Genomic DNA, 20,141 nt, shown 5'->3' with positions numbered 1-20,141 from the left:
TCAGTCGAGGACCAGTCCGCCGTCGACCACCAGGTTCTGCCCGGTGACCGAGCGCGCCCAGGGGGACGCGAAGAACAGGAGGGCGTCGGCGAACTCGGCCGGGGTGGTGACCCGGCCCAGGGGCGTGGCCGAGGCGATGTAGTCGAAGACCTCCTCCGGGGTGGCGGCGCTCGCGTCGGTCGTGCGCAGCAGGCCCCCGGAGACCATGTTGACCGTGACGTTGTGCGCGCCGAGGTCCTTGGCGAGGGTGCGGGTCAGGGACAGCAGCGCGGCCTTCGCCGCCGTGTAGTCGTGGTACGGGACCACCGGGTTCTGGAACAGGTTGGTGCCGATGTTGACCACCCGGCCGAAGCCCTGCTCCCGCATGGCGGGCAGGGCCTGCTGGACGGTGTTGAGGGAGCCTCGGACGCTGCCGGCGAACTGCGCCTCGAACTCCTCCCAGCCGATGTCCTCGGCCCCGGAGCGGGCGTCGCCGTTGAAGGAGAAGTCCGCCAGCGCGTTGTTGACCACGGTGGTGACGGGGGAGCCGAAGTGCTCGCGGGCGGCGCGGAGCAGGTCCGCGACCTGCTGCGCGTCGGTGACGTCGGCGGCCAGGGCCACGGCCCGCTCCGGGCCGTACTGCTCCGCGAGCTCCTCCGCGGCCGTCCGGGACGCGCGGTAGTTGACCACGACCTTCGCGCCCTGGGCGGCGAAGGCCTCGACGACGCTGCGGCCGAGGCCCCGGCCGCCGCCGGTCACGAGCACGGTCTGTTCTGCGATCTGCATGGGTCTCCCTGAGGGTCAGGGCGAGAGGAGGTGCGGGGCGGTCACGGCCGGGCCCGTCAGGACATCCCTTCGCCAGTACGAACTGGATCAGGTTCGACGGGTGTCGTCTCAGCAGGCTCCTCGCGTGGGGCCGGCACCCCGTGTCACTGCGGCCGAGTATAGACCCGCGCCCTCGCTGCCCTCCGTCCAGCGCGCGGGATCAGGGCCGGCGCTGCGCCGACCGCACCACCATGACCGCCCGCCGCCGGCGCCGGACCGGCGCCGCGGGCACTCAGACCGGGAGTCCCGGCGCCGCGACGCCCGCTGCCGGGGGCCGAGGCGCCGGGAGCCCTCGGCATCCCGGCCGGGGCTGTGCGGTTCAGCGGCCACCGGGGGGCCGCTCCCGGCCCGGGAGGCCGTTGCGGGTCTGCTCGCCGGTCTGCTCGCCCGTCCCGTCCTCGGCTCCGTTCCCGGCCTCCTTCGCGGTCCCGTGCTCGGCGCCGTGGCCCAGGAAGCCGCGCAGCAAGGCCGCCGTGCCCTCCAGGTGGGCCAGGGCCGCGGCCCGGGCACCGGGCGCGTTCCCGCCGAGGATCGCGTCGGCGATCTCCCGGTGCTGGCGGTCGGAGTGCTCGAGGTTGACCGGCAGCACCGGGATGCGGTCCAGCAGGTCGCTGGCCCGGGAGCGGACCTCCGCGACCGCGCGGACCAGGCTGGGGCAGCCGCCGAGCTCGGCCACGGCGATGTGGAAGCGGGCGTCGGCGGGGCGGTAGTCCTCCGGGGAGCTCTCCTCGACCTGCCGCAGGCATGCCCGCAGGTGGGCGCGGGCGGCCGCGCTCAGGGCGGCCGCCGCGGCCAGCTCGGCCGCGGCGGGCTCCACCACGGCGCGGAACACGATCACGTCCTCGACCTCCGCGGGGTCCACCCGGGGCAGGTCCTCGTCCGGGTGGGCGGTCCGGCCGGTCACGAAGGTCCCGCCGTACCGGCCGCGCACCACCTCCAGGACGCCCGCGTCCTGGAGCTCGTGCAGGGCCTCGCGCAACGTGGAACGGGAGATGCCCAGCAGGGCCGCCGTCTCCCGCTCGGGCGGGAGCCGCTCGCCCCTGCGGAACAGGCCGAGGCGGATCGAGTCCAGGATCCGCTCGACGGCCTCCTCGAAGGCGTTGCCCTGCCGGACGGGCCGGATGAGGGGGTGCGGGACGGGGTCGCTCACGGTGGCGCTCCTCCTTGCGCTGGGTCCTGCGCCCATCGTGCCACGGCCGCATCGGGCCGCCAGTGGTCCGCGGGCACAGCCGTCGCGAACTCCGACCCGCGCGGATGCAGGGTCTTGACGGTCCTCAGGGGAGACCACAGACTGTCAGCACTGACCTCATACGTCTGTTTTCAGACCTTTGCGGAACCCGGAGGGATCGTCCCATGCCCGACTCCCCAGCACGGCCGCACGACACCGACGAGTACTTCCAGCACCGTCAGCTCCGGTCCGGGGCGGCCGGCTGGGTCCTGCTGGCGGGCCTGGGCATCGCCTACGTCATCTCCGGGGACTTCTCCGGCTGGAACATCGGGCTCTCCGAGGGCGGGTGGGGCGGACTGCTCATCGCCTTCGTGCTCATGGGCCTGATGTACACCTGCATGGTGTTCGGCCTCGCGGAGCTCTCCTCCACGCTGCCCACGGCGGGCGCCGGCTACGGCTTCGCCCGCCGCGCCCTCGGACCCCTCGGCGGCTTCGCCACCGGCATGGCCGTGCTCATCGAGTACGCCGTGGCCCCGGCCGCGATCGCCACCTTCATCGGCGGCTACATCGAGGCCCTGGGCCTGTTCGGGATCACCAACTCGTGGCCGGTCTACCTGGTTGCCTACCTCGTGTTCATGGGCATCCACATGTACGGGGTGGGCGAGGCCCTGAAGCTGATGTTCGGCATCACCGTGATCGCGGTCTTCGCACTGGGGGTGACCGTCGTCGCACTCGTGCCGCACTTCGACGCCGCGAACCTCTTCGACATCGTCCCGAACGACGCGGTGGGCGCGAGCCGCTTCCTGCCCATGGGCTGGGCCGGGGCGATGGCCGCCCTGGTCTACGGCATCTGGTTCTTCCTGGCGATCGAGGGCGTGCCGCTGGCCGCCGAGGAGACGGCCGACCCGAAGCGGGACATGCCGCGCGGGATCATCGTGGCCATGGCCTTCCTGCTGGTCTCCGGGGCGTTCATGCTCGTCCTCGTCCCCGGGGCGGCGGGCGCGGAGGCGATGAGCACTTCCGACAACCCGCTGCCGGAGGCCATCCGGACCGTGGCCGGCGACGACAGCGTGATGGCGGACATCGTGAACTACGCCGGCCTCGCCGGACTGGTCGCGAGCTTCTTCTCCATCATGTTCGCCTACTCCCGGCAGCTGTTCGCCCTGTCCCGCGCGGGCTACCTGCCCCGCTGGCTCTCGCTGACCGGGAAGCGCAGGACGCCGTGGGTCGCGCTCGTGGTGCCCGGCACCATCGGCTTCGTCCTCGCGGCGGTCACGGGCGATGGCGGGCTGCTCATCAACATCGCGGTCTTCGGCGCCACGGTCTCCTACGTGCTGCTCAACCTCTCGCACATCGTGCTGCGGGTCCGCGAGCCCGACCTCCCGCGCGGCTACCGCACCCCGGGCGGCGTGGTCACCACCGGGATCGCCCTGGTGCTGGCCCTCGTGGCGGTGGTCGCGACCTTCCTGGTCGACGTGGTCGCCGCGTCGATCACCGCCCTCGTGTTCGTCGTCTTCCTCGCCTACTACTGGTTCTACAGCCGGCACCGCCTCGTGGGCCACGCCCCCGAGGAGGAGTTCGCGCAGATCCGCACCGCCGAGGCCGACCTGCACTGACCGCCGGGCGCAGCCCTCCGGCGCCCCGTCCCACCACTCCAGCGACGAAGGAACGGACCCATGAGCGAGACCCCCCAGCACCCGCGCAACGCCAGGATGCTCACCGTCGAGCAGCTGCGCCGGCACGTCGCCGACGGGCTGGTGGACACCGTGGTGCTCGCCTTCACCGACATGCAGGGCCGGCTGCAGGGCAAGCTCAACCACGCGCAGTTCTTCCTGGACTCCGTGCTCGGCGAAGGCGCCGAGGGCTGCAACTACCTGCTGGCCGTGGACACGGAGATGAACACCGTGGGCGGCTACTCGATCAGCAGCTGGTCCTCCGGCTACGGGGACATGGAGTTCGCCATGGACCTGGACACCATCCGGCTGATGCCGCACAACCCCGGGCAGGTCATGATCCAGTGCGACCTCACCGGCCACGACGGGCAGCCGATCCCCATGTCCCCGCGGGCCATGCTGCGCCGCCAGCTCGACCGCGCCCGGGACATGGGCTTCCGGATGGTCACCGGCACCGAGCTGGAGTTCTGCGTCTACAACACGAGCTACGAGGACGCCTGGACCGCCGGCTACCGCAACCTGGTCCCGGCCAACCAGTACAACGTGGACTACTCCGTGCTGGGCTCCCAGCGGGTCGAGCCGCTGCTGCGGGAGATCCGCAACGCGATGTACGCGGCCGGGCTGACCGTGGAGTCCGCGAAGGGCGAGTGCAACCTGGGTCAGCACGAGATCGCGTTCCGCTACGACGAGGGCATGGTCACGGCGGACAACCACGTGGTCTACAAGCTGGCCTCGAAGCAGATCGCCCACCTGCAGGGGAAATCGATCACGTTCATGGCCAAGCCCAACGAGCGCGAGGGCAGCTCCTGCCACATCCACATGTCCCTGCGCGGTCCCGACGGCGAGCTGGTCTTCTGGGACCGTGAACGGGACGCCCGGTCCCGGACGTACGAGCACTTCATCGCCGGGGTGCTGCGGACCATGCGGGAGTTCACGCTGTTCTACGCTCCCACCATCAACTCCTACAAGCGCTTCGTGGAGGGCAGCTTCGCCCCCACCTCGGTGGCCTGGGGCGTGGACAACCGCTCGTGCGCCGTGCGCCTGGTGGGCAGCGGTCAGTCCGCCCGGATGGAGAACCGGCTCCCCGGCGGGGACGTCAACCCCTACCTGGCGCTCGCCGCGATGCTGGCCTCGGGGCTGCACGGGATCGAGCAGGAGGTTGAGCTGGAGCCGATGACCGAGGGCAACGCCTACGAGTCGGACGCCCCCGTGGTGCCCTCGACCATGCGGGAGGCCCGGGACCTGCTGGCCGGCTCGACGCTCGCCCGCGACCTGTTCGGGGCGGACGTCGTCGAGCACTACGTGCACTACGCCGACGTGGAGCTGACGGCCTTCGAGTCCGCCGTCACCGACTGGGAGCTGCGCCGTGGCTTCGAGCGCCTCTGAGCCCGCCCCCGAGGGACGCCGCCCCCGGATCGCCCTGACCACCTACTACCAGGAGGGGTCGTGGGGCGTGTGGAACTCCGTGGCCGCGATCGTCCCGGGCGCCTACGTGGAGGCCGTCGCCGCCGCCGGGGGCACCCCCCTGCTGCTGCCCCCGGTCGGCACGGACGCGGGGGTGCTGGAGCTCGTGGACGGGCTGATCGTGATCGGTGGCGTCGACGTCGACCCGCGGTTCTACGGCGCCGAGCGGCACGAGCTGACCTCCTCGCAGCCGTCCCGGGACGAGCACGACCTCGCCCTGACCCGGGCGGCGCTCGAGCGCGGGCTGCCGCTGTTCGCCATCTGCCGCGGCGCCCAGATCCTCAACGTGGCCCTGGGCGGCACGCTCGTCCAGCACCTGCCCGACGTCAACGAGAACGCCGCGCGCTACCAGCCCGGGCCCGGCCGGTACGGGCGGGTCGCGTTCCGCACCGCGCCCGGCAGCCGCTGCCGGGCGCTGCTGGGCGAGACGGCGGAGTCCCCGTGCTACCACCACCAGGCCCTGGACGAGGTGGCGGAGAGGCTCGTCGTCACCGCCCGCGCCGAGGACGGGACGGTCGAGGCCGTCGAGACCACGGCCGGGGGCTGGACCCTGGGCGTCCAGTTCCACCCCGAGGAGAACCGGAAGGACCCCCGCCTGTTCGAGGGCTTCGTCCGGGTGGCGCACGAGCACGCACGCGAGCGGGACCGGTCCGCGGGCTCCGCCGACGCCCCGCATCGAGAGGACACCTTCACCCCATGACGAGCACGCAGATCATCGACCCCGCCACCGAGGAGGTCGTCGGCACCGTCGGGTTGACCTCCCTCGAGGAGACGGACGCGGCCGTCGAACGGGCGCGCCGGGCCTTCGGCACGTGGCGGACCGTGGACCCGGCCGACCGCGCCCGGCTGCTGCGCCGCTTCGCCGACGCGGTCGACGCCGACCTCGAGCACCTCGCCCGGCTCGAGGTGCGCAACGCGGGGCACACCATCGGCAACGCCCGGTGGGAGGCCGGCAACGTCCGCGACGTGCTGGCCTACTACGCCGGCGCCCCGGAACGGCTCTCGGGGCGCCAGATCCCGGTGCCCGGCGGGGTCAACATCACCTTCCACGAACCGCTGGGCGTGGTGGGCGTGATCGTGCCCTGGAACTTCCCCATGCCGATCGCCGCGTGGGGCTTCGCCCCGGCGCTCGCCGCGGGCAACACGGTGGTGCTCAAACCGGCGGAGCTCACTCCGCTGACCGCCGTCCGGCTCGGGGAGCTCGCCCTCGAGGCCGGCCTGCCCGAGGGCGTCCTGACGGTGCTGCCGGGCAGGGGCTCGGTGGTGGGGGAGCGCTTCGTGACCCACCCCGCCGTGCGCAAGGTCGTCTTCACGGGCTCCACGGAGGTGGGCCGCAGGATCATGGCCGGGTGCGCGCAGCAGATCAAGCGCGTGACCCTGGAGCTGGGCGGGAAGAACTCCAACATCGTGTTCGCCGACGCCGACCTCGAGCAGGCCGCCGCGACCGCCCCCGCCGGCGCCCTCGACAACGCGGGCCAGGACTGCTGCGCGCGCTCCCGCGTGCTCGTCCAGCGCTCCGTGCTGGACCGCTTCCTGGAGCTGCTCGAGCCCGCCGTGCGGGACTTCACCTGCGGCGACCCGTGGCGGGAGGACACGCGGATGGGCCCGCTCGTCTCCGCCGCGCACCGGGACTCGGTGGCCTCCTTCCTCGACGACGACGCACCGGTCGCCTTCCGGGGGACCGCCCCGGACGGGCCCGGGTGGTGGTTCCCGCCGACCGTGCTCACCCCGTCGCCCGACTCCCGGGTGTTCCGGGAGGAGGTCTTCGGCCCCGTGCTCGCGGTGGTGCCCTTCGAGGACGAGGCGGACGCGGTGCGGATCGCCAACGACACGGAGTACGGGCTGTCCGGCTCCGTCTGGACCCGCGACGTCGGACGCGCCCTGCGGGTCTCCCGCGCCGTCGATGCCGGCAACCTCTCGGTCAACTCGCACGCGTCGGTGCGCTACTGGACCCCCTTCGGCGGGTTCAAGCAGTCCGGCTTCGGACGGGAGCTCGGCCCGGACGCACCCCAGGCGTTCACCGAGACCAAGAACGTCTTCCTCGCCAGCACACCGTGACGGCGGACCCGTCCCGGGCCCCGCGCAGCTCCTCCCGTCCCGCCCCCACCACCCCGAAGGAGAACCCCATGGAGGTCAACGCCCGCCGCCTGGTCGGCCGCAGCGCCGTCATCACCGGAGGCGCCAGCGGCATCGGTCTCGCCGCGGCCCGCCGGCTGGCCGCGGAGGGCGCGCACGTCGTCGTCGCGGACCTGAACCCCGCGGCCGGGGAGGCGGCCGCGGCGGAGGTCGGCGGACTGTTCGTGCGCACCGACGTGGCCGTCGAGGCGGACGTGGTCGCGCTCTACGCGACGACGCACGAGGCCTACGGGTCCGTGGACATCGCCTTCAACAACGCCGGGATCAACCCGACCGACGACGGCTCGATCCTCGACACCGGCCTCGACGCGTGGCGGCGGGTGCAGGACGTCAACCTCACGAGCGTGTTCCACTGCTGCAAGCACGCGCTGCCCTACATGCGGGAGCAGGGCCGGGGGTCGATCATCAACACCGCGTCCTTCGTGGCCGTGATGGGCGCGGCCACCTCCCAGATCTCCTACAGCGCCTCCAAGGGCGGCGTGCTCTCGATGAGCCGGGAGCTGGGCGTGCAGTTCGCCCGGGAGGGCATCCGTGTCAACGCGCTGTGCCCCGGGCCGGTCAACACGCCGCTGCTCCGGGAGCTGTTCGCCGCGGACCCGGAGCAGGCCCAACGCCGGCTCGTGCACGTCCCGGCGGGGCGGTTCGCGGAGCCGGAGGAGATCGCGGCGGCGGTCGCGTTCCTGGCCAGCGACGACGCCTCGTTCGTCAACGCCGCCACGTTCCTGGTGGACGGCGGGATCTCCGGGGCCTACGTCACGCCGGTGTGACCGCGCCCCTCCCGGCCTCGGGCGGGCCGGTACGCGGCGTAGGTGACCCCGGACCCGAACGATCGCGCGTCGAGCAGCCGGAGCTCCGGGATGGCATGGCCGTCCGGGAACAGCCGCCGGCCGCGGCCCTGGACGACGGGGTGGGTGAACAGCCGGTACTCGTCGACGAGCCCGGCGGTGACGAGGGCGTGGGCCAGGGTGATGCTGCCGGTGCAGACGATGTCCTTGCCGGGGCGGTCCTTCAGCGCCCGCACCTGCTCGACGGGGTCGCCGGTGAGGACCGTCGAGTGCTGCCACTGCGGGTCCGTCATGGTCGAGGACACGACGTACTTCTGCACTCGGTCGAGATAGTCGGTGATCCCCGTGGTGTCGTCGCTCTGCAGCGGCCAGTAGCCGCGGAAGTCCTCGAAGGTCCGCCGGCCGAGGAGGCAGGCGTCGGCCTCCCGGTCCTGGCGGTGGGTCAGGGCCAGGTACTCCGGGTCCGGCTCCCCGGAGGGATCGAACCAGTCGTCGAGCATCTCGATGGCGCCGTCGAGAGTGACGTTCTGCGTGATGACCAGTGTGCGCATGCCGGGACTCCTCCGTCCGTGCCCAGGCGGTGCTCCGACGTCGGGCGGACACCGTGGACGAGTAGAGTGCGTGCACCGTACGCACCGGCTGGGAAGAGGGTCAAGGGTGCCGCGCCGCCCACGACCGGCCGCCGTCCGCCCTCCAGCGGCTCCACGGGCACCCCGTGGTCAGTGGCCGGCGGCGACCGTCAGCTCCCGCAGGGCCGCCACGAACCCGTCGACGTCCTGCTCCGTGGTGTCCCACGAGCACATCAGGCGGACCTCCCCGAGCGCCGGGTCCCACACGTAGAACGGCCAGCGCTCCTGCAGCCGAGCGGTGGCCCCCGGCGGGAGCACCGCGAACACCGCGTTGGCGTCGGGCAGCTGCGTCACCGTGACCCCGGGCACGGCGGCGAGACCGGCGGCCAGCCGCTGCGCCATGGCGTTGGCCCGGCGGGCCGCGGTGAGCCAGAGGTCCCCGGTGTGCAGCGCCAGCAGCTGGGCGGAGACGAAGCGCATCTTCGACGCCAGCTGGGTCGAGAGCTTGCGCACGAACCGGGGCTGGCGCACCGCCCCGGGGGTGAGCACGACGACGGCCTCGGCCCCCATCAGCCCGTTCTTGGTCCCGCCCCAGGAGACCACGTCCACGCCCACGTCGGTGGTCAGCGCCCGCAGCGGCAGGTCGAGGGCCGCGGCCGCGTTGGCCAGCCGGGCGCCGTCGAGGTGGACGGTGAGGCCCAGGCCGTGCGCGTGCTCGCACACCGCGCGCAGCTGCTCGGGGGCGTAGACCGTGCCGAGCTCGGTCGACTGGGTGACCGTGACGACGCGCGGCTGGGCGTGGTGCTCGAAGCCGAAGCCGTGGGCCTCCCGGTCCACGAGCTCAGGGGTCAGCTTGCCGTCGGGCGTGGGCACCGCGAGCATCTTCACGCCCGCGACCTTCTCGGGCGCCCCGCACTCGTCGACGTGGGCGTGGGCGGTGGCCGTGCAGATCACCGCGTCCCACCGGTCGGTCATGGCCGAGAGCGCGACGACGTTGGCTCCTGTCCCGTTGAACACCGGATAGCACTCCGCCTGCTCGCCGAAGTGGTGGCGGACCACGTCCTGGAGCGCCTCCGTGTAGGGGTCCGCGCCGTAGGCCCCGACATGGCCTCCGTTGGCGGTCGCGAGCGCCTGGAGCACCTCGGGGTGGACCCCGGCGTGGTTGTCGCTGGCGAAGCCCTGGCGGGCGGGGTCGTGCAGGCGGGTCAGAGGGGTCTCGGTCACGGTGGGCCTTTCCGGTGGGGCGACGACGTGCTGGGCCGGTTCCGCACTCTACTCGCGCCTGCCGCGCGCCCCCCGGGAACAGGGTGCGCCGAGCCCGCCGCCGTCCTCCCCGGTCCGGCGGGCGCGTGCTTGGATGGGGGCATGGGACGGACGCGAGGCTTCTACGTCGACACGGTGCAGCGCACCACCACGGCGGACCCGGAGGCGGTGTGGGCGGTGGTCGAGGGCATCGGCGGGGAGCGCGGCTGGTACAGCACCGACCGCCTCTGGGCCGCCCGAGCCGTCCCCAACCGGCTGGGCCTCCCGCCCGGGCGGCTGCGCCACCGGGAGGACCCGGACCGCCTGGCGGCCGGGCAGCGCCTGGACTGGTGGACGGTCGAGGCGCTCGAGCCGCCCCGGAGGCTGCGGCTGCGCTCCCTGGTGCGGATGCCGGGGGAGGCCTGGCTGGACATCGGCCTGGAGCCGGCCGCGGACGGCGGCTGCCGCTACCGCCAGACCACGGTCTTCCGGCCGGCGGGCGCGGCGGGCCGCGCCTACTGGTACGCCATGCTCGCCCCGCACCAGGCCGTCATGGGCCGGCTCGCCTCGGACATCCTGGGGCGCGCGGGCGGATAGGACCCCGCCGGGCTCTTCCCCCGTGGGCCCCGCGGCCGTAGCGTGGTCTCACCGGCCACCGTGACGCCCGGTGGATGCGGCCGGCGGCCGGGGGAGTGCCTCGGCACCGTTGCCGGGCCGAGCCTCCAGGAGAGTGCCGCCATGTCCGCCGACGCCCCGTCCGTCCCCGATTCCCGCGCGCTGGCCGACGAGGCCGTCGCCCTGGTCCGCGAATGGCTCGTCCGTGCCGGTGGCGGCCGCAAGCACCGCGACGGCGCCGCCGACCGCCTCGCGACCGTCCTGCAGGACCCCCACGGGCTCGAGTTCACCGTGGGCTTCGTCGACCGGGTGGTGCGCACGGAGGACGCCCGCGCGGCCGCCAGGGCCCTGCGCTCGATCGCCGAGATCGTCCCCCGCACCATGCCCGCCGCGGACCGTGCCCAGATCCGGGCCGGGGCCGCGCTCGCGTCCGCGGCCCCGCAGGTCGTCGTCCCCGCGGCCCGGGCCCGGCTGCGCCAGCTCGTGGGCCACATGATCGTCGACGCCCGGCCCAGGTCCTTCGGCCAGGCCGTGAAGAAGCTCACCGCCCAGGGCCACCGGCTCAACATCAACCTGCTGGGCGAGGAGGTCCTCGGCGAGGAGGAGGCGGACAAGCACCTCGCCGACACCGTCGCGCTGCTGGAGCGCGACGACGTCGACTACGTCTCGCTCAAGGTCTCCTCCGTGGTGCCGCAGCTGTCCCACTGGGGTTTCGAGGGCACCGTGGCGCAGGTCGTCGAGCGGCTCCTGCCCGTCTACTGCGCCGCCGCCGAGGCCCCCGCCGGGAGCAAGTTCATCAACCTGGACATGGAGGTCTACTCCGACCTGCACCTGACCACCGAGGTGTTCACCCGCCTGCTGGACCGCCCGGAGCTGCGCGGGCTCGAGGCGGGGATCGTCGTCCAGGCCTATCTGCCGGACGCGCTCGCGGTGGTCCGGCGGCTCTCCGCGTGGTCCGCCGAGCGGGCCGCGGCCGGCGGCGCGGGGATCAAGGTCCGGCTGGTGAAGGGCGCGAACCTGCCCATGGAGCGCGTGGACGCCGAGCTGCACGGCTGGGCGCTGGCCACGTGGACCACCAAGCAGGACACCGACACCAACTACAAGCGGGTCCTGGACTGGCTCTTCCGGCCCGAGCGCATGACGGGGCTGCGGCTGGGGGTGGCCGGGCACAACCTCTTCGACATCGCCTTCGCCCACCTGCTCGCGCAGCGCCGCGGCGTGACGGAGCGGATCGAGTTCGAGATGCTCCAGGGCATGGCGGTCGAGCAGGCGCGGGCGGTGAGCGACGACGTCGGCGAGCTGCTGCTCTACGTGCCCGCCGTGCGCCCCGCCGAGTTCGACGTGGCGGTGTCCTACCTCGTGCGCCGGCTCGAGGAGAACGCCTCGCACGAGAACTTCATGTCGGGGATCTTCGACCTGGCCCCGGACAACGAGGTCTTCGCGCGGGAGGAGCGCCGCTTCCGCGCCGCCCTGGAGGCCCTGGACCCGCGGCAGGACGCCGAGCCGGCGCCCGCCCGAGCCCAGGACCGCGGCGCCCCCGGTGCGGGCTCCGTCCACCTCCCGCTGGACGAGCCGTTCCGCAACGAGCCCGACACCGACGTCTCGGTCCCGGCGAACCAGGCGTGGGCCGAGCAGATCGCCGCCCGGATCGCGGACCGCCGCTGGTACGAGGAGCTGCCCGTGCCCGGGCCGGTCGACGCCGAGGCCGTGGAGCGGCTCGTGGCCACGGGACGCGCCGCCGCCGAGGAGTGGCACGGCCGCGGCGCCCGCGAGCGCGCGGAGATCCTCAACCGGGCCGCCGACGTCCTGGCCGCCCGCCGCGGCCACCTGCTCGCCGTGGCGGGCGCCGAGGCCGGCAAGACCCTGGGCCAGTCCGACCCCGAGGTCTCGGAGGCGGTCGACTTCTGCCGCTGGTACGCCCGCCGGGCCCTCGAGCTCGAGACCGTCGACGGCGCCCGCTTCGTCCCCGACCGGCTGGTGCTGGTCGCCCCGCCGTGGAACTTCCCGCTGGCCATCCCCACCGGCTCCGCGGTCGCGGCCCTGGCCACCGGCGCCGCGGTGCTGCACAAGCCCGCCCCCGAGGTCCGGCGCTGCTCGACCGCCGTGGTGGAGGCCCTGTGGGAGGCCGGCGTGCCGCGGGACGTGCTCCAGCTCGTCGACTCGGTCGAGGGGGAGGTCGGGCAGTCGCTCGTCTCCCACCCCGGGGTGGACCGGATCGTCCTCACCGGCGCCTACGAGACGGCCCAGCTGTTCGGGTCCTGGCGCCCCGGCCGCCCGCTCACCGCCGAGACCTCCGGCAAGAACGCCATGGTCATCACCCCCAGCGCCGACCGGGACCGGGCGGTGCGGGACCTCGTCACCAGCGCCTTCGGCCACGCCGGGCAGAAGTGCTCGGCGGCCTCCCTCGGCATCCTCGTGGGCAGCGTGGCGCAGTCCCCGCGGTTCCGCCGCCAGCTGCTCGACGCGGCGTCCTCCATGGTCGTGGACTGGCCGCAGAACCTGCAGGCGACGGTGGGCCCGACCATCGACGAGCCCGGCGGCAAGCTCCGCCGCGCCCTGACCCGGCTCGACCCGGGGGAGGAGTGGCTGCTCGAGCCGCGGCAGCTCGACGACACCGGGCGGCTGTGGCGGCCCGGCATCAAGACCGGGGTGGCCCCGGGATCCTTCTACCACCGCACCGAGTGCTTCGGCCCCGTCCTGGGGCTGATGGAGGCCGCCGACCTGCACGAGGCGCTCGAGCTGCAGAACGCCGTGGAGTACGGGCTCACCGCCGGGCTGCACTCCCTGGACCCCGAGGAGATCAGCACCTGGGTGGACGTCGTCGAGGCGGGCAACCTCTACGTCAACCGCGGCATCACCGGCGCCGTCGTCCAGCGCCAGCCCTTCGGCGGCTGGAAGAAGTCCTCGGTGGGCCTGGGCGCCAAGGCCGGGGGCCCGAACTACCTCGTCCAGCTCGGCTCGTGGCAGAAGGCCCCCTTCCGGGACGCCGGCACCGGCGCGGCCCCCGACGAGCCGATCGCCCACCACCTGGAGGCGCTGCGCCCGCTGGTGCCCGAGGCCGACGCCGCCTGGCTCACCGCGTGCGCCGAGCAGGACCAGGCCTGGTGGGAGCGGGAGTTCGGCCGCGTCCACGACGCCACCGGCCTGGCGTGCGAGGCGAACCTGTTCCGCTACCGCCCCCGCGAGGTCGTCGTGCGCGCCGCGGAGGACGCCTCGCTCACGGACGTGATCCGGGTGGGCCTGGGCGCCGTGCGGTCCTGCTCGCGCGTGGTGCTCGTCCCGGCCGCCGAGCTGCCCGGGGAGGTGCGCGAGCTGTTCCGCTCCGTGCTCGACCCCTGCGACGACGCGGCCTTCGCCCGGGTGGCCGCGGACTGGTCCGATCCGAGCGGGGCCGGACGGATCCGGGTGGTGGGGACCGCGCGCGGCCTTGCGGAGGCGCTCGCGGAGCGGCCCGAGATCGACGTGCTCGCGGATCCGGTGGTCGGGGCATCGCGCGTGGAGATGCTCCCGATGCTCGCCGAGCAGGCCGTCTCCGTGACGATGCACCGCTTCGGCAATCCCTCCGCGGACGCCGCGACGGTGGTGCACCGGCTCGTCGTGGCCTCGCAGCCCGCGGACGCGCCCGCGCAACCGTCGGACATCTGAGCGTCAGCCCTGGTGGGCGCGGGGGCGCAGTGCCAGCATGAGCCCATGAGCGCATCCTCGAAGTTCCTCGCAGTGGGGCTCGCCGGAGTCCTCGGCGTCACCGGCGCCGTCCTCGGCGGCGTGCCGGCCGCCGCGCACGACGGGCGGCACGACGGCGGGCGGGGCTCGCCCGTCACCGCGGAGCTGCCCAAGGTACCGACCATGACCGGCAGCGGCGGGGCCGTCTCGTCGGTGGACCCGCTCGCGAGCCAGGTCGGCATCGACGTCCTCGAGCGCGGCGGCAACGCCGCGGACGCCGCCGTCGCCATGGCCGCGACCCTCGGCGTCACCGAGCCGTACTCCGCGGGCATCGGCGGCGGCGGGTTCTTCGTCCACTACGACGCCCGCACCGGGGAGGTCAGCACCATCGACGGCCGCGAGACCGCCCCGGCCACGTACACGGAGGACGAGTTCGTGGGCACCGACGGCGAACCCCTCGACTTCGAGACCGTGGTCCGCTCCGGCAAGGCCGTGGGCGTGCCCGGCACCCTGGCCACGTGGGAGGTCGCGGCCGAGGAGTTCGGCACCATGGACCTGCACCGGCTGCTGCGGCCCGCGGAGCGGATCGCGCACCGCGGCTTCGTGGTGGACGAGAACTTCCAGAAGCAGACCGCCGAGAACGCCGAGAAGTTCCGGCTCTTCCCCGAGAGCGCCGAGCTGTTCCTGCGCGACGGCGAGGCGCCCGAGGTCGGCACCGTGTTCCGCAACCGGGACCTGGCCCGCACCTACCACACGATCCGCCACCGCGGCACGGAGGCCTTCTACGAGGGCTCGATCGCGGCGGCGATCGTCGACGAGAGCCGGGAGCCCACCACGGCCGAGGGCGTGGACGTGCTCGGGGGCGAGATGACGGCGGAGGACATCTCCTCCTACGAGGCGGTGCCGGGCGAACCCACGCACACCGACTACCGCGGCCTGGACGTCTACGGCATGGGCCTGCCCAGCTCCGGCGGGATCACGGTGGCCGAGACCCTGAACCTCCTGGAGGCCTACGACGAGCGCACCGGCACCGGCCTCTCCGAGGTCTCCGAGACCCAGTACCTGCACCGCTTCGCCGAGGCCACCGCGACGGCCTTCGCCGACCGCAACCGGTGGATCGGGGACGTCGAGGGCGTTGAGGGCGTCGAGGGCGTGCCCGTCGAGGAGCTCACGAGCCAGGAGTTCGCCGACGAGCGCGCCTGCCTCTTCGACCCGGCGGCCGCCCAGGACCGACCCATCCCCTTCGGGGAGCCCGACGGGGACTACGCCGAGTGCGGGACGTCCGGGGCGCGCCAGCCCGAGCCCGCCGGCGGGGTCTCGACCACCCACCTGAACGTGGCCGACCGGTGGGGCAACGTGGTCTCCTACACCCTCACCATCGAGCAGACGGGCGGCTCCGGGATCACCGTCCCGGACCACGGGTTCCTGCTCAACAACGAGCTGACCGACTTCAACTTCGCGCCCCTCACCCCGGGCGTCCCGGACCCCAACCTGCCGGGCCCGGGCAAGAAGCCCCGCTCGTCGATGAGCCCCACCATCGTGCTCAAGGACGGCGAGCCGTGGATGTCGGTCGGGACGCCCGGCGGCGCCACGATCATCACCACGGTGGGACAGATCATCACGGGCCACGTCGACCGCGACCTCGCCCTCGTCGACGCCGTGGCCGCGCCGCGGCTGAGCTCCCGCAACGGCGCGAGCGCGGGGGCGGACCTCGGCCTCGCGGAGTCCGCCACCGGTGCGGAGCTGGGCGCGCTCGGCCACGAGCTCACGGACCTGGAGTGGATCGGCAACGCCTCGGCGATCCGCATCCTCGGCCACGACCGGTTCGTCGCGGCGGCCGAGACCGAGCGCGGCTTCGGCGGCTCGGCCATGGTGGTGCGCCCTGAGCGATGAGCTCTGCCCGCCCGCCGGGCCCCGTCCGCTGCGGACGGGGCCCGGCGTCCGTGCGGGGCGGGGACGCTTCGTCCCCGCCCCGCCCCCCGGCCTACGCTGGGTCCGGGGCGCGGCCGCCGCGCCCGACCGCCCGACCCAGGAGCAGCACGTGTTCAGCCACCCCGTCCCGGGACCTCCCGAGCCCACCGGCCACTCCGCGACCGCTCCCGGTGAGCCCGTCCTGGACGGGCGGTGGCGCGCGGCGACCGCCGGCTGGCGCCCGTCGTCGATCCGTTCCGCCGACCCCGAGCGCGTCTGGGCCTGGGTGCGCCACGCCTGGGAGGGCGCCGTCGCCCTGCCGGGCGGGCCGGACGCCGACGACGCCGCCCCGGGCCCGACCACCACCGGGCCCGACCACCGGGTGGAGGACCTCCTGGCCGTGGCCGCGCTGCTCGCCCTCCAGGAGCGGTTCCTGGCCGTCGCCGCGGGCGAGCCGGCGCCGGCCGAGGTGCCCGACCCCCGGCGGGACGGCGCTCCGCTGGGCGAGGACGAGGCGCTGGCGGTCGTGCGCCGGACGTGGGAGCTCGACCCGGCGGGGGCGGACCCGCAGGAGTTCGCCGCGGAGCTCTCCGGGTTCCTGGAGGACCACGTGGACGAGCTCGCCGAGGACCTCCGGCTGTCCCTGCTGGCCCGGCGGGGGCCCACGCAGGTCTTCGCGGAGCTGTGGAGCCTGGACCACGGGGACGAGCTGGACCCGGAGCCGGCCGCCGGGGGCGCACCGCCCTTCCCGCTCTCCACGGACGACATCGCCTGGATCGTCAGCGGCGTCCCGGGCCCCGAGAAGCACACGGCCTGGGAGTGGCTCGTCCGCTGAGCGGCCGGGACCCGGCGGCCGGGCCCGGACGGCCGGACGGAATAGAACGGCCGGACGGCGACTTTTATGGATAAGTCCACAAAATCGCGACCAGGAGCACCGTCATGACCCTCCAGCTCGGCCTCAACACCTTCGGCGACATCTATCCCGGCCCCGACGGACGGATGCTCAGCGGGGCCCAGGTCATCCGCAACGTGGTGGCCGAGGCCGTCGTGGCCGACCGGGTGGGCCTGGACTTCTTCGGCATCGGCGAGCACCACCGGGAGGACTTCGCGGTCTCCTCGCCGGAGACCGTCCTGGCGGGCATCGCCACCGTCACCGAACGGATCCGCCTGGGCTCCGCCGTGACCGTGCTCAGCTCCGACGACCCGGTGCGCGTCTACCAGCGCTTCGCCACCGTGGACGCCCTCTCCTCCGGCCGCGCCGAGGTCATCCTCGGGCGCGGGTCCTTCACCGAGTCCTTCCCCCTGTTCGGGTACCCGCTCGACGAGTACGAGGCCCTGTTCGAGGAGAAGCTGCAGCTGTTCGACCGGCTGCGCACCGAGGGCGTCATCGACTGGGAGGGCCGGCTGCGCGCCCCGATCCGCGGGCGGGAGGTGCACCCCAAGACCGAGGCCGGCGCGCTGCCCGCGTGGATCGCGGTGGGCGGCTCGCCCAACTCGGTGGTGCGTGCCGCCCACTACGGGCTGCCCGTGATCTTCGCGATCATCGGCGGGAGCCCCGCGGCCTTCGCGCCCTTCGCGGACTACTACCGCCAGGCACTCGGGCACTTCGGCAAGGAGCCGCAGCCGGTGGCCTTCCACTCCCCGGGCTACGTCGCGGAGACCGACGAGCAGGCCCGCGAGGAGTTCTTCCCGCACCAGGCCTACACGCACGGCCGGATCGGCAGGGAGCGCGGCTGGGGTCCGCTGACCCGCGGGGAGTTCGACGCGATGTGCGGACCGGAGGGCGCCTACTTCGTGGGCTCGCCCGAGACGGTGGCGCGCAAGATCGTGCGGTCCTCGGCGGCGCTGGGCGCCGCTCGCTTCGACCTCAAGTACGCGGTGGGCACCCTCGACCACGCCCGGATGACCCGCAGCATCGAGCTGTTCGGCACCGAGGTGCGCCGCTACGTCGAGGACATGTCGGCGGACGTCCCCGCGAGCGCCTGACGGGGGCCGGACGCGGCGGACGGGGCCATCCGAGCAGGGTCAGCGCCTCGATCCGTCCCTCGGGAAGGGCAGGTAGGCGACGACGGTGGTGCCGCCGCCCGGCCGGGAGCTGATGGCGAGCGTGGCTTCCGCGGCCGAGGTGATGTCGTGCATGATGCGCAGGCCGAGGTGCCCGTCCGGTGAGCCCGTGGAGGTGTCGAACCCCTCGCCGTCGTCGCTGATCGACAGGATCACCCCGGACGGCCCCTGCTTCAGCTTCACGTCCACCGAGGAGGCGTCGGCGTGCTTCGCGGTGTTCGCGAGGGCCTCACGGGCGACCCTCAGGAACATGCCCTCCTGCTCGGGGCAGAGCGAGATGCCGGGATCGACCCGCACGGTCGTGGCGACCCCCCGCGCCGACAGGGAGTCCGTGAGGCGTTCGAGGCCGGCGGCCAGCCCGAGCTCCAGGAGATCCGGTGTGTACAGGGAGCTGGTGATCTTGCGCATGCTGCGCAGGCTGTTCTGCAGGATCGAGCGCGCCTGAGCCAGCCGGGCCCGCTGATCGGGCTGGGCGTGCCGCTCCTGGGCCTCCATGACGAAGGACAGCCCCGCCAGGTCCTGGATGACGTCGTCGTGCAGGTCGCGGGCCACCCGCATCCGCTCGTGCTCGGCCGCGTCCAGCGTGCGCTGCAGCTGCTGCGCCCGTGCCGTCTGGTACGACTGGATCCGCCGGGCGAGGCGCACGGCCGGGGCGACCTGGGCCAGCTGGAACAGAGCCAGCGCGGCGAGGAACAGGGGACCCATGCTCATGAGCACGGATCGCTGCTCGTCCCGCACGACCGTTCCGTCGTAGTAGGCCTCGAACACCAGCGGCTCGCCCATGGGCGAGACGAAACCGACGTAGACCTCGATCAGCTCCCCGGCATGGGCCTCGAACATGTTCTCCAGGCCGCGCTGGTTCTCCAGGGTCGCGGATCCGGTGCCCCGCTGGACCTCTTCCCGGTCCCAGTCCGGGAGGGGGAACTTCTTGCCGATGAGGGTTTCCTCGTCGGAGTAGAGGACGGTGCCGTCGGGTTCCCAGATCTTGATGCGGCGAATGGTCCCGTCCTCCAGCCAGGGCTCGATCTGGGCGTCCAGCTGCTCCGTCGAGGCCCGGGCGCCGGCGAGTGCCTCGTCGGTGAGGACCGGCTCCACGGCGTACTCGACGAGTCGGTGCGTGATGAGCAGGGCGTTGTCGAGCGCGTGCTTCTCGGCGACCACGCGGATCCAGAACGCGATGGGCACGGCGACGATGAGCAGCAGCAGCAGTTCGACGAGCAGGAAGCGCCCCACGGCCTGCCGCACCTCGGACCGGCTCCGGGCGTCGGGGGGTGCGGGGAGGATGCCCTCCGGTATGGGAGGTGACAAAGGGCGCGGGGAAGCGGCGGCCTCGACCCCCTCGGTCCGGCTCATCGGCCCCCCGGCAGCAGACCCAGTTTCGTGGCCTTTGCCACGGCCTCCAGCTGGGAGTGGGCGTCCAGCTTCGCCAGGATGCTCTTGACGTAGCCCCGGCACGTGTTCGGTGTGATCCTCAGCGCCCGGGCGTTCGCGCCCACGCCGTGGCCCTGCGCCATCAGCCCGAGAACCTCCAGCTCCCGCTGCGTGAGGGCGGGAACGCGGCCGTTGCCGGGCTGCGGCTGCTTCGGCGCCAGCAGGAAGATCGACGGGTGGACGACCAGCGTCCCGTTGCGCGCGGTCCGGATGGTGTCGAGCAGGGTGGAGAGGGAACAGTCCTTCGGGAGCAGGGCACAGATCTTCGTGTGCGCCGCCGCCTCGAGCGGGATCTGTTCCGGGTTGCCGGTCAGCATGACGACGCGGGTTTCCGGCCGGTCGGCGAGAATGCGCTCGGAGGCCTTCAACCCGTTGCCGTCCGGGAGGTGGTAGTCCATCACCACCACGTCGGGACGCAGCGCCGCGCAGAGCCGGACGCCCGTCTCCACCCCGCCTGCCACACCGACGCTCTCGAGGCCGGGCTCCTGGCTCAGGGCTCCGGTGAGGAGCTCCGCGAACGTCGTGTGGTCGTCGACCACGAGGATCGATGTCGGGCGCGACCGCGTGTGCCCGACGTCCCTTGTCATCCCCGCCCCACCGCCTGTGCCCGGGCCGG

At 73.6% G+C, this 20,141-nt stretch carries 16 protein-coding genes and 1 riboswitch; of the genes, 10 read left to right on the top strand and 6 right to left on the bottom strand.

Going from position 1 to position 20,141, the window contains the following annotated elements:
- Positions 1 to 765 (bottom strand): 3-oxoacyl-ACP reductase, encoded by a 765-nt coding sequence (locus RE027_RS09380; RefSeq protein WP_368807984.1) that lies wholly within the window; start codon positions 763 to 765, stop codon positions 1 to 3.
- 47 nt (positions 766 to 812) lie between these two features.
- A riboswitch (TPP riboswitch) is annotated at positions 813 to 916 on the bottom strand.
- 207 nt (positions 917 to 1,123) lie between these two features.
- Positions 1,124 to 1,954 (bottom strand): FadR/GntR family transcriptional regulator, encoded by an 831-nt coding sequence (locus RE027_RS09375; protein WP_368807983.1) that lies wholly within the window; start codon positions 1,952 to 1,954, stop codon positions 1,124 to 1,126.
- A 203-nt stretch (positions 1,955 to 2,157) separates the two neighbouring features.
- Here RE027_RS09375 and eat point away from each other — a divergent pair, with 203 nt between their 5' ends.
- The 5 genes from eat (at position 2,158) to RE027_RS09350 (ending at position 8,012) form a co-directional block, all read left to right on the top strand.
- Complete coding sequence (eat, locus tag RE027_RS09370; protein ID WP_368807982.1) at positions 2,158 to 3,588, top strand: ethanolamine permease; 1,431 nt, start codon at positions 2,158 to 2,160, stop codon at positions 3,586 to 3,588.
- A 60-nt stretch (positions 3,589 to 3,648) separates the two neighbouring features.
- Entirely contained in the window at positions 3,649 to 5,031 is a 1,383-nt protein-coding gene (locus tag RE027_RS09365) for a glutamine synthetase family protein (protein ID WP_368807981.1), read from the top strand.
- Complete coding sequence (locus RE027_RS09360; RefSeq protein ID WP_368807979.1) at positions 5,012 to 5,809, top strand: gamma-glutamyl-gamma-aminobutyrate hydrolase family protein; 798 nt, start codon at positions 5,012 to 5,014, stop codon at positions 5,807 to 5,809. The genes RE027_RS09365 and RE027_RS09360 overlap by 20 nt, the downstream gene beginning before the upstream one ends.
- Positions 5,806 to 7,167, top strand: a complete 1,362-nt coding sequence (locus RE027_RS09355; RefSeq protein WP_368807978.1) for an aldehyde dehydrogenase family protein — start codon at positions 5,806 to 5,808, stop codon at positions 7,165 to 7,167. Before RE027_RS09360 ends, RE027_RS09355 begins: the two co-directional genes overlap by 4 nt.
- Positions 7,168 to 7,235: 68 nt before the next feature.
- Positions 7,236 to 8,012, top strand: a complete 777-nt coding sequence (locus RE027_RS09350) for a 3-oxoacyl-ACP reductase (protein WP_368808012.1) — start codon at positions 7,236 to 7,238, stop codon at positions 8,010 to 8,012.
- On the opposite strand, the gene RE027_RS09345 is transcribed toward RE027_RS09350, so the two are convergent.
- Entirely contained in the window at positions 7,994 to 8,581 is a 588-nt protein-coding gene (locus tag RE027_RS09345) for a dihydrofolate reductase family protein (RefSeq protein ID WP_368807977.1), read from the bottom strand. The two genes, RE027_RS09350 and RE027_RS09345, sit on opposite strands and share 19 nt — an antisense overlap.
- Positions 8,582 to 8,749: 168 nt before the next feature.
- On the bottom strand, positions 8,750 to 9,823 hold the full coding sequence (locus tag RE027_RS09340; protein ID WP_368807976.1) for a threonine aldolase family protein: 1,074 nt from the start codon (positions 9,821 to 9,823) through the stop codon (positions 8,750 to 8,752).
- Positions 9,824 to 9,964: 141 nt separating this feature from the next.
- Between RE027_RS09340 and RE027_RS09335 the strand changes: the two genes are divergently transcribed.
- From RE027_RS09335 to RE027_RS09315, 5 genes are all read left to right on the top strand, one after another.
- A complete protein-coding gene (locus tag RE027_RS09335; RefSeq protein WP_368807975.1) occupies positions 9,965 to 10,438 on the top strand; it encodes a DUF2867 domain-containing protein in 474 nt (157 codons plus the stop codon).
- A 141-nt stretch (positions 10,439 to 10,579) separates the two neighbouring features.
- On the top strand, positions 10,580 to 14,101 hold the full coding sequence (locus RE027_RS09330; RefSeq protein ID WP_368807974.1) for a proline dehydrogenase family protein: 3,522 nt from the start codon (positions 10,580 to 10,582) through the stop codon (positions 14,099 to 14,101).
- Positions 14,102 to 14,146: 45 nt separating this feature from the next.
- A complete protein-coding gene (gene ggt / locus RE027_RS09325; RefSeq protein WP_368807973.1) occupies positions 14,147 to 16,012 on the top strand; it encodes a gamma-glutamyltransferase in 1,866 nt (621 codons plus the stop codon).
- Between the two features lie 148 nt (positions 16,013 to 16,160).
- Positions 16,161 to 16,865 carry a hypothetical protein gene (locus RE027_RS09320; protein WP_368807972.1) on the top strand — a complete coding sequence of 235 codons (705 nt, stop codon included), beginning with the start codon at positions 16,161 to 16,163 and terminating at the stop codon, positions 16,863 to 16,865.
- Positions 16,866 to 16,969: 104 nt separating this feature from the next.
- A complete protein-coding gene (locus tag RE027_RS09315) occupies positions 16,970 to 18,016 on the top strand; it encodes an LLM class flavin-dependent oxidoreductase (RefSeq protein ID WP_368807971.1) in 1,047 nt (348 codons plus the stop codon).
- A gap of 39 nt (positions 18,017 to 18,055) precedes the next feature.
- Here the strand turns inward: RE027_RS09315 and RE027_RS09310 are convergent, their stop codons facing one another.
- On the bottom strand, positions 18,056 to 19,327 hold the full coding sequence (locus RE027_RS09310; protein ID WP_368807970.1) for a sensor histidine kinase: 1,272 nt from the start codon (positions 19,325 to 19,327) through the stop codon (positions 18,056 to 18,058).
- Between the two features lie 116 nt (positions 19,328 to 19,443).
- The gene (locus RE027_RS09305) at positions 19,444 to 20,112 is read right to left on the bottom strand and encodes a response regulator transcription factor (protein WP_368807969.1); all 669 of its coding nucleotides are present in this window, start codon (positions 20,110 to 20,112) and stop codon (positions 19,444 to 19,446) included.
- Positions 20,113 to 20,141: the final 29 nt, after the last annotated feature.

Origin of the sequence: Kocuria sabuli, from assembly GCF_040981185.1 — a bacterium.
Classification (GTDB): Bacteria; Actinomycetota; Actinomycetes; order Actinomycetales; family Micrococcaceae; genus Kocuria; species Kocuria sabuli.
The sequence above is the reverse complement of the archived record's forward strand: the minus strand, read 5'-3'. Positions and strand labels throughout refer to the sequence as shown.

What these genes read in the sequence shown, in the direction of transcription:
- RE027_RS09365 (WP_368807981.1), top strand. Translation starts at nt 3,649, where the DNA reads ATGAGCGAGACCCCCCAGCACCCGCGCAACGCCAGGATGCTCACCGTC.
- RE027_RS09355 (WP_368807978.1), top strand. Translation starts at nt 5,806, where the DNA reads ATGACGAGCACGCAGATCATCGACCCCGCCACCGAGGAGGTCGTCGGC.
- RE027_RS09330 (WP_368807974.1), top strand. Translation starts at nt 10,580, where the DNA reads ATGTCCGCCGACGCCCCGTCCGTCCCCGATTCCCGCGCGCTGGCCGAC.
- ggt (WP_368807973.1), top strand. Translation starts at nt 14,147, where the DNA reads ATGAGCGCATCCTCGAAGTTCCTCGCAGTGGGGCTCGCCGGAGTCCTC.
- RE027_RS09345 (WP_368807977.1), bottom strand. Translation starts at nt 8,581, where the DNA reads ATGCGCACACTGGTCATCACGCAGAACGTCACTCTCGACGGCGCCATC.
- RE027_RS09350 (WP_368808012.1), top strand. Translation starts at nt 7,236, where the DNA reads ATGGAGGTCAACGCCCGCCGCCTGGTCGGCCGCAGCGCCGTCATCACC.
- RE027_RS09380 (WP_368807984.1), bottom strand. Translation starts at nt 765, where the DNA reads ATGCAGATCGCAGAACAGACCGTGCTCGTGACCGGCGGCGGCCGGGGC.
- RE027_RS09315 (WP_368807971.1), top strand. Translation starts at nt 16,970, where the DNA reads ATGACCCTCCAGCTCGGCCTCAACACCTTCGGCGACATCTATCCCGGC.
- RE027_RS09305 (WP_368807969.1), bottom strand. Translation starts at nt 20,112, where the DNA reads ATGACAAGGGACGTCGGGCACACGCGGTCGCGCCCGACATCGATCCTC.
- eat (WP_368807982.1), top strand. Translation starts at nt 2,158, where the DNA reads ATGCCCGACTCCCCAGCACGGCCGCACGACACCGACGAGTACTTCCAG.
- RE027_RS09335 (WP_368807975.1), top strand. Translation starts at nt 9,965, where the DNA reads ATGGGACGGACGCGAGGCTTCTACGTCGACACGGTGCAGCGCACCACC.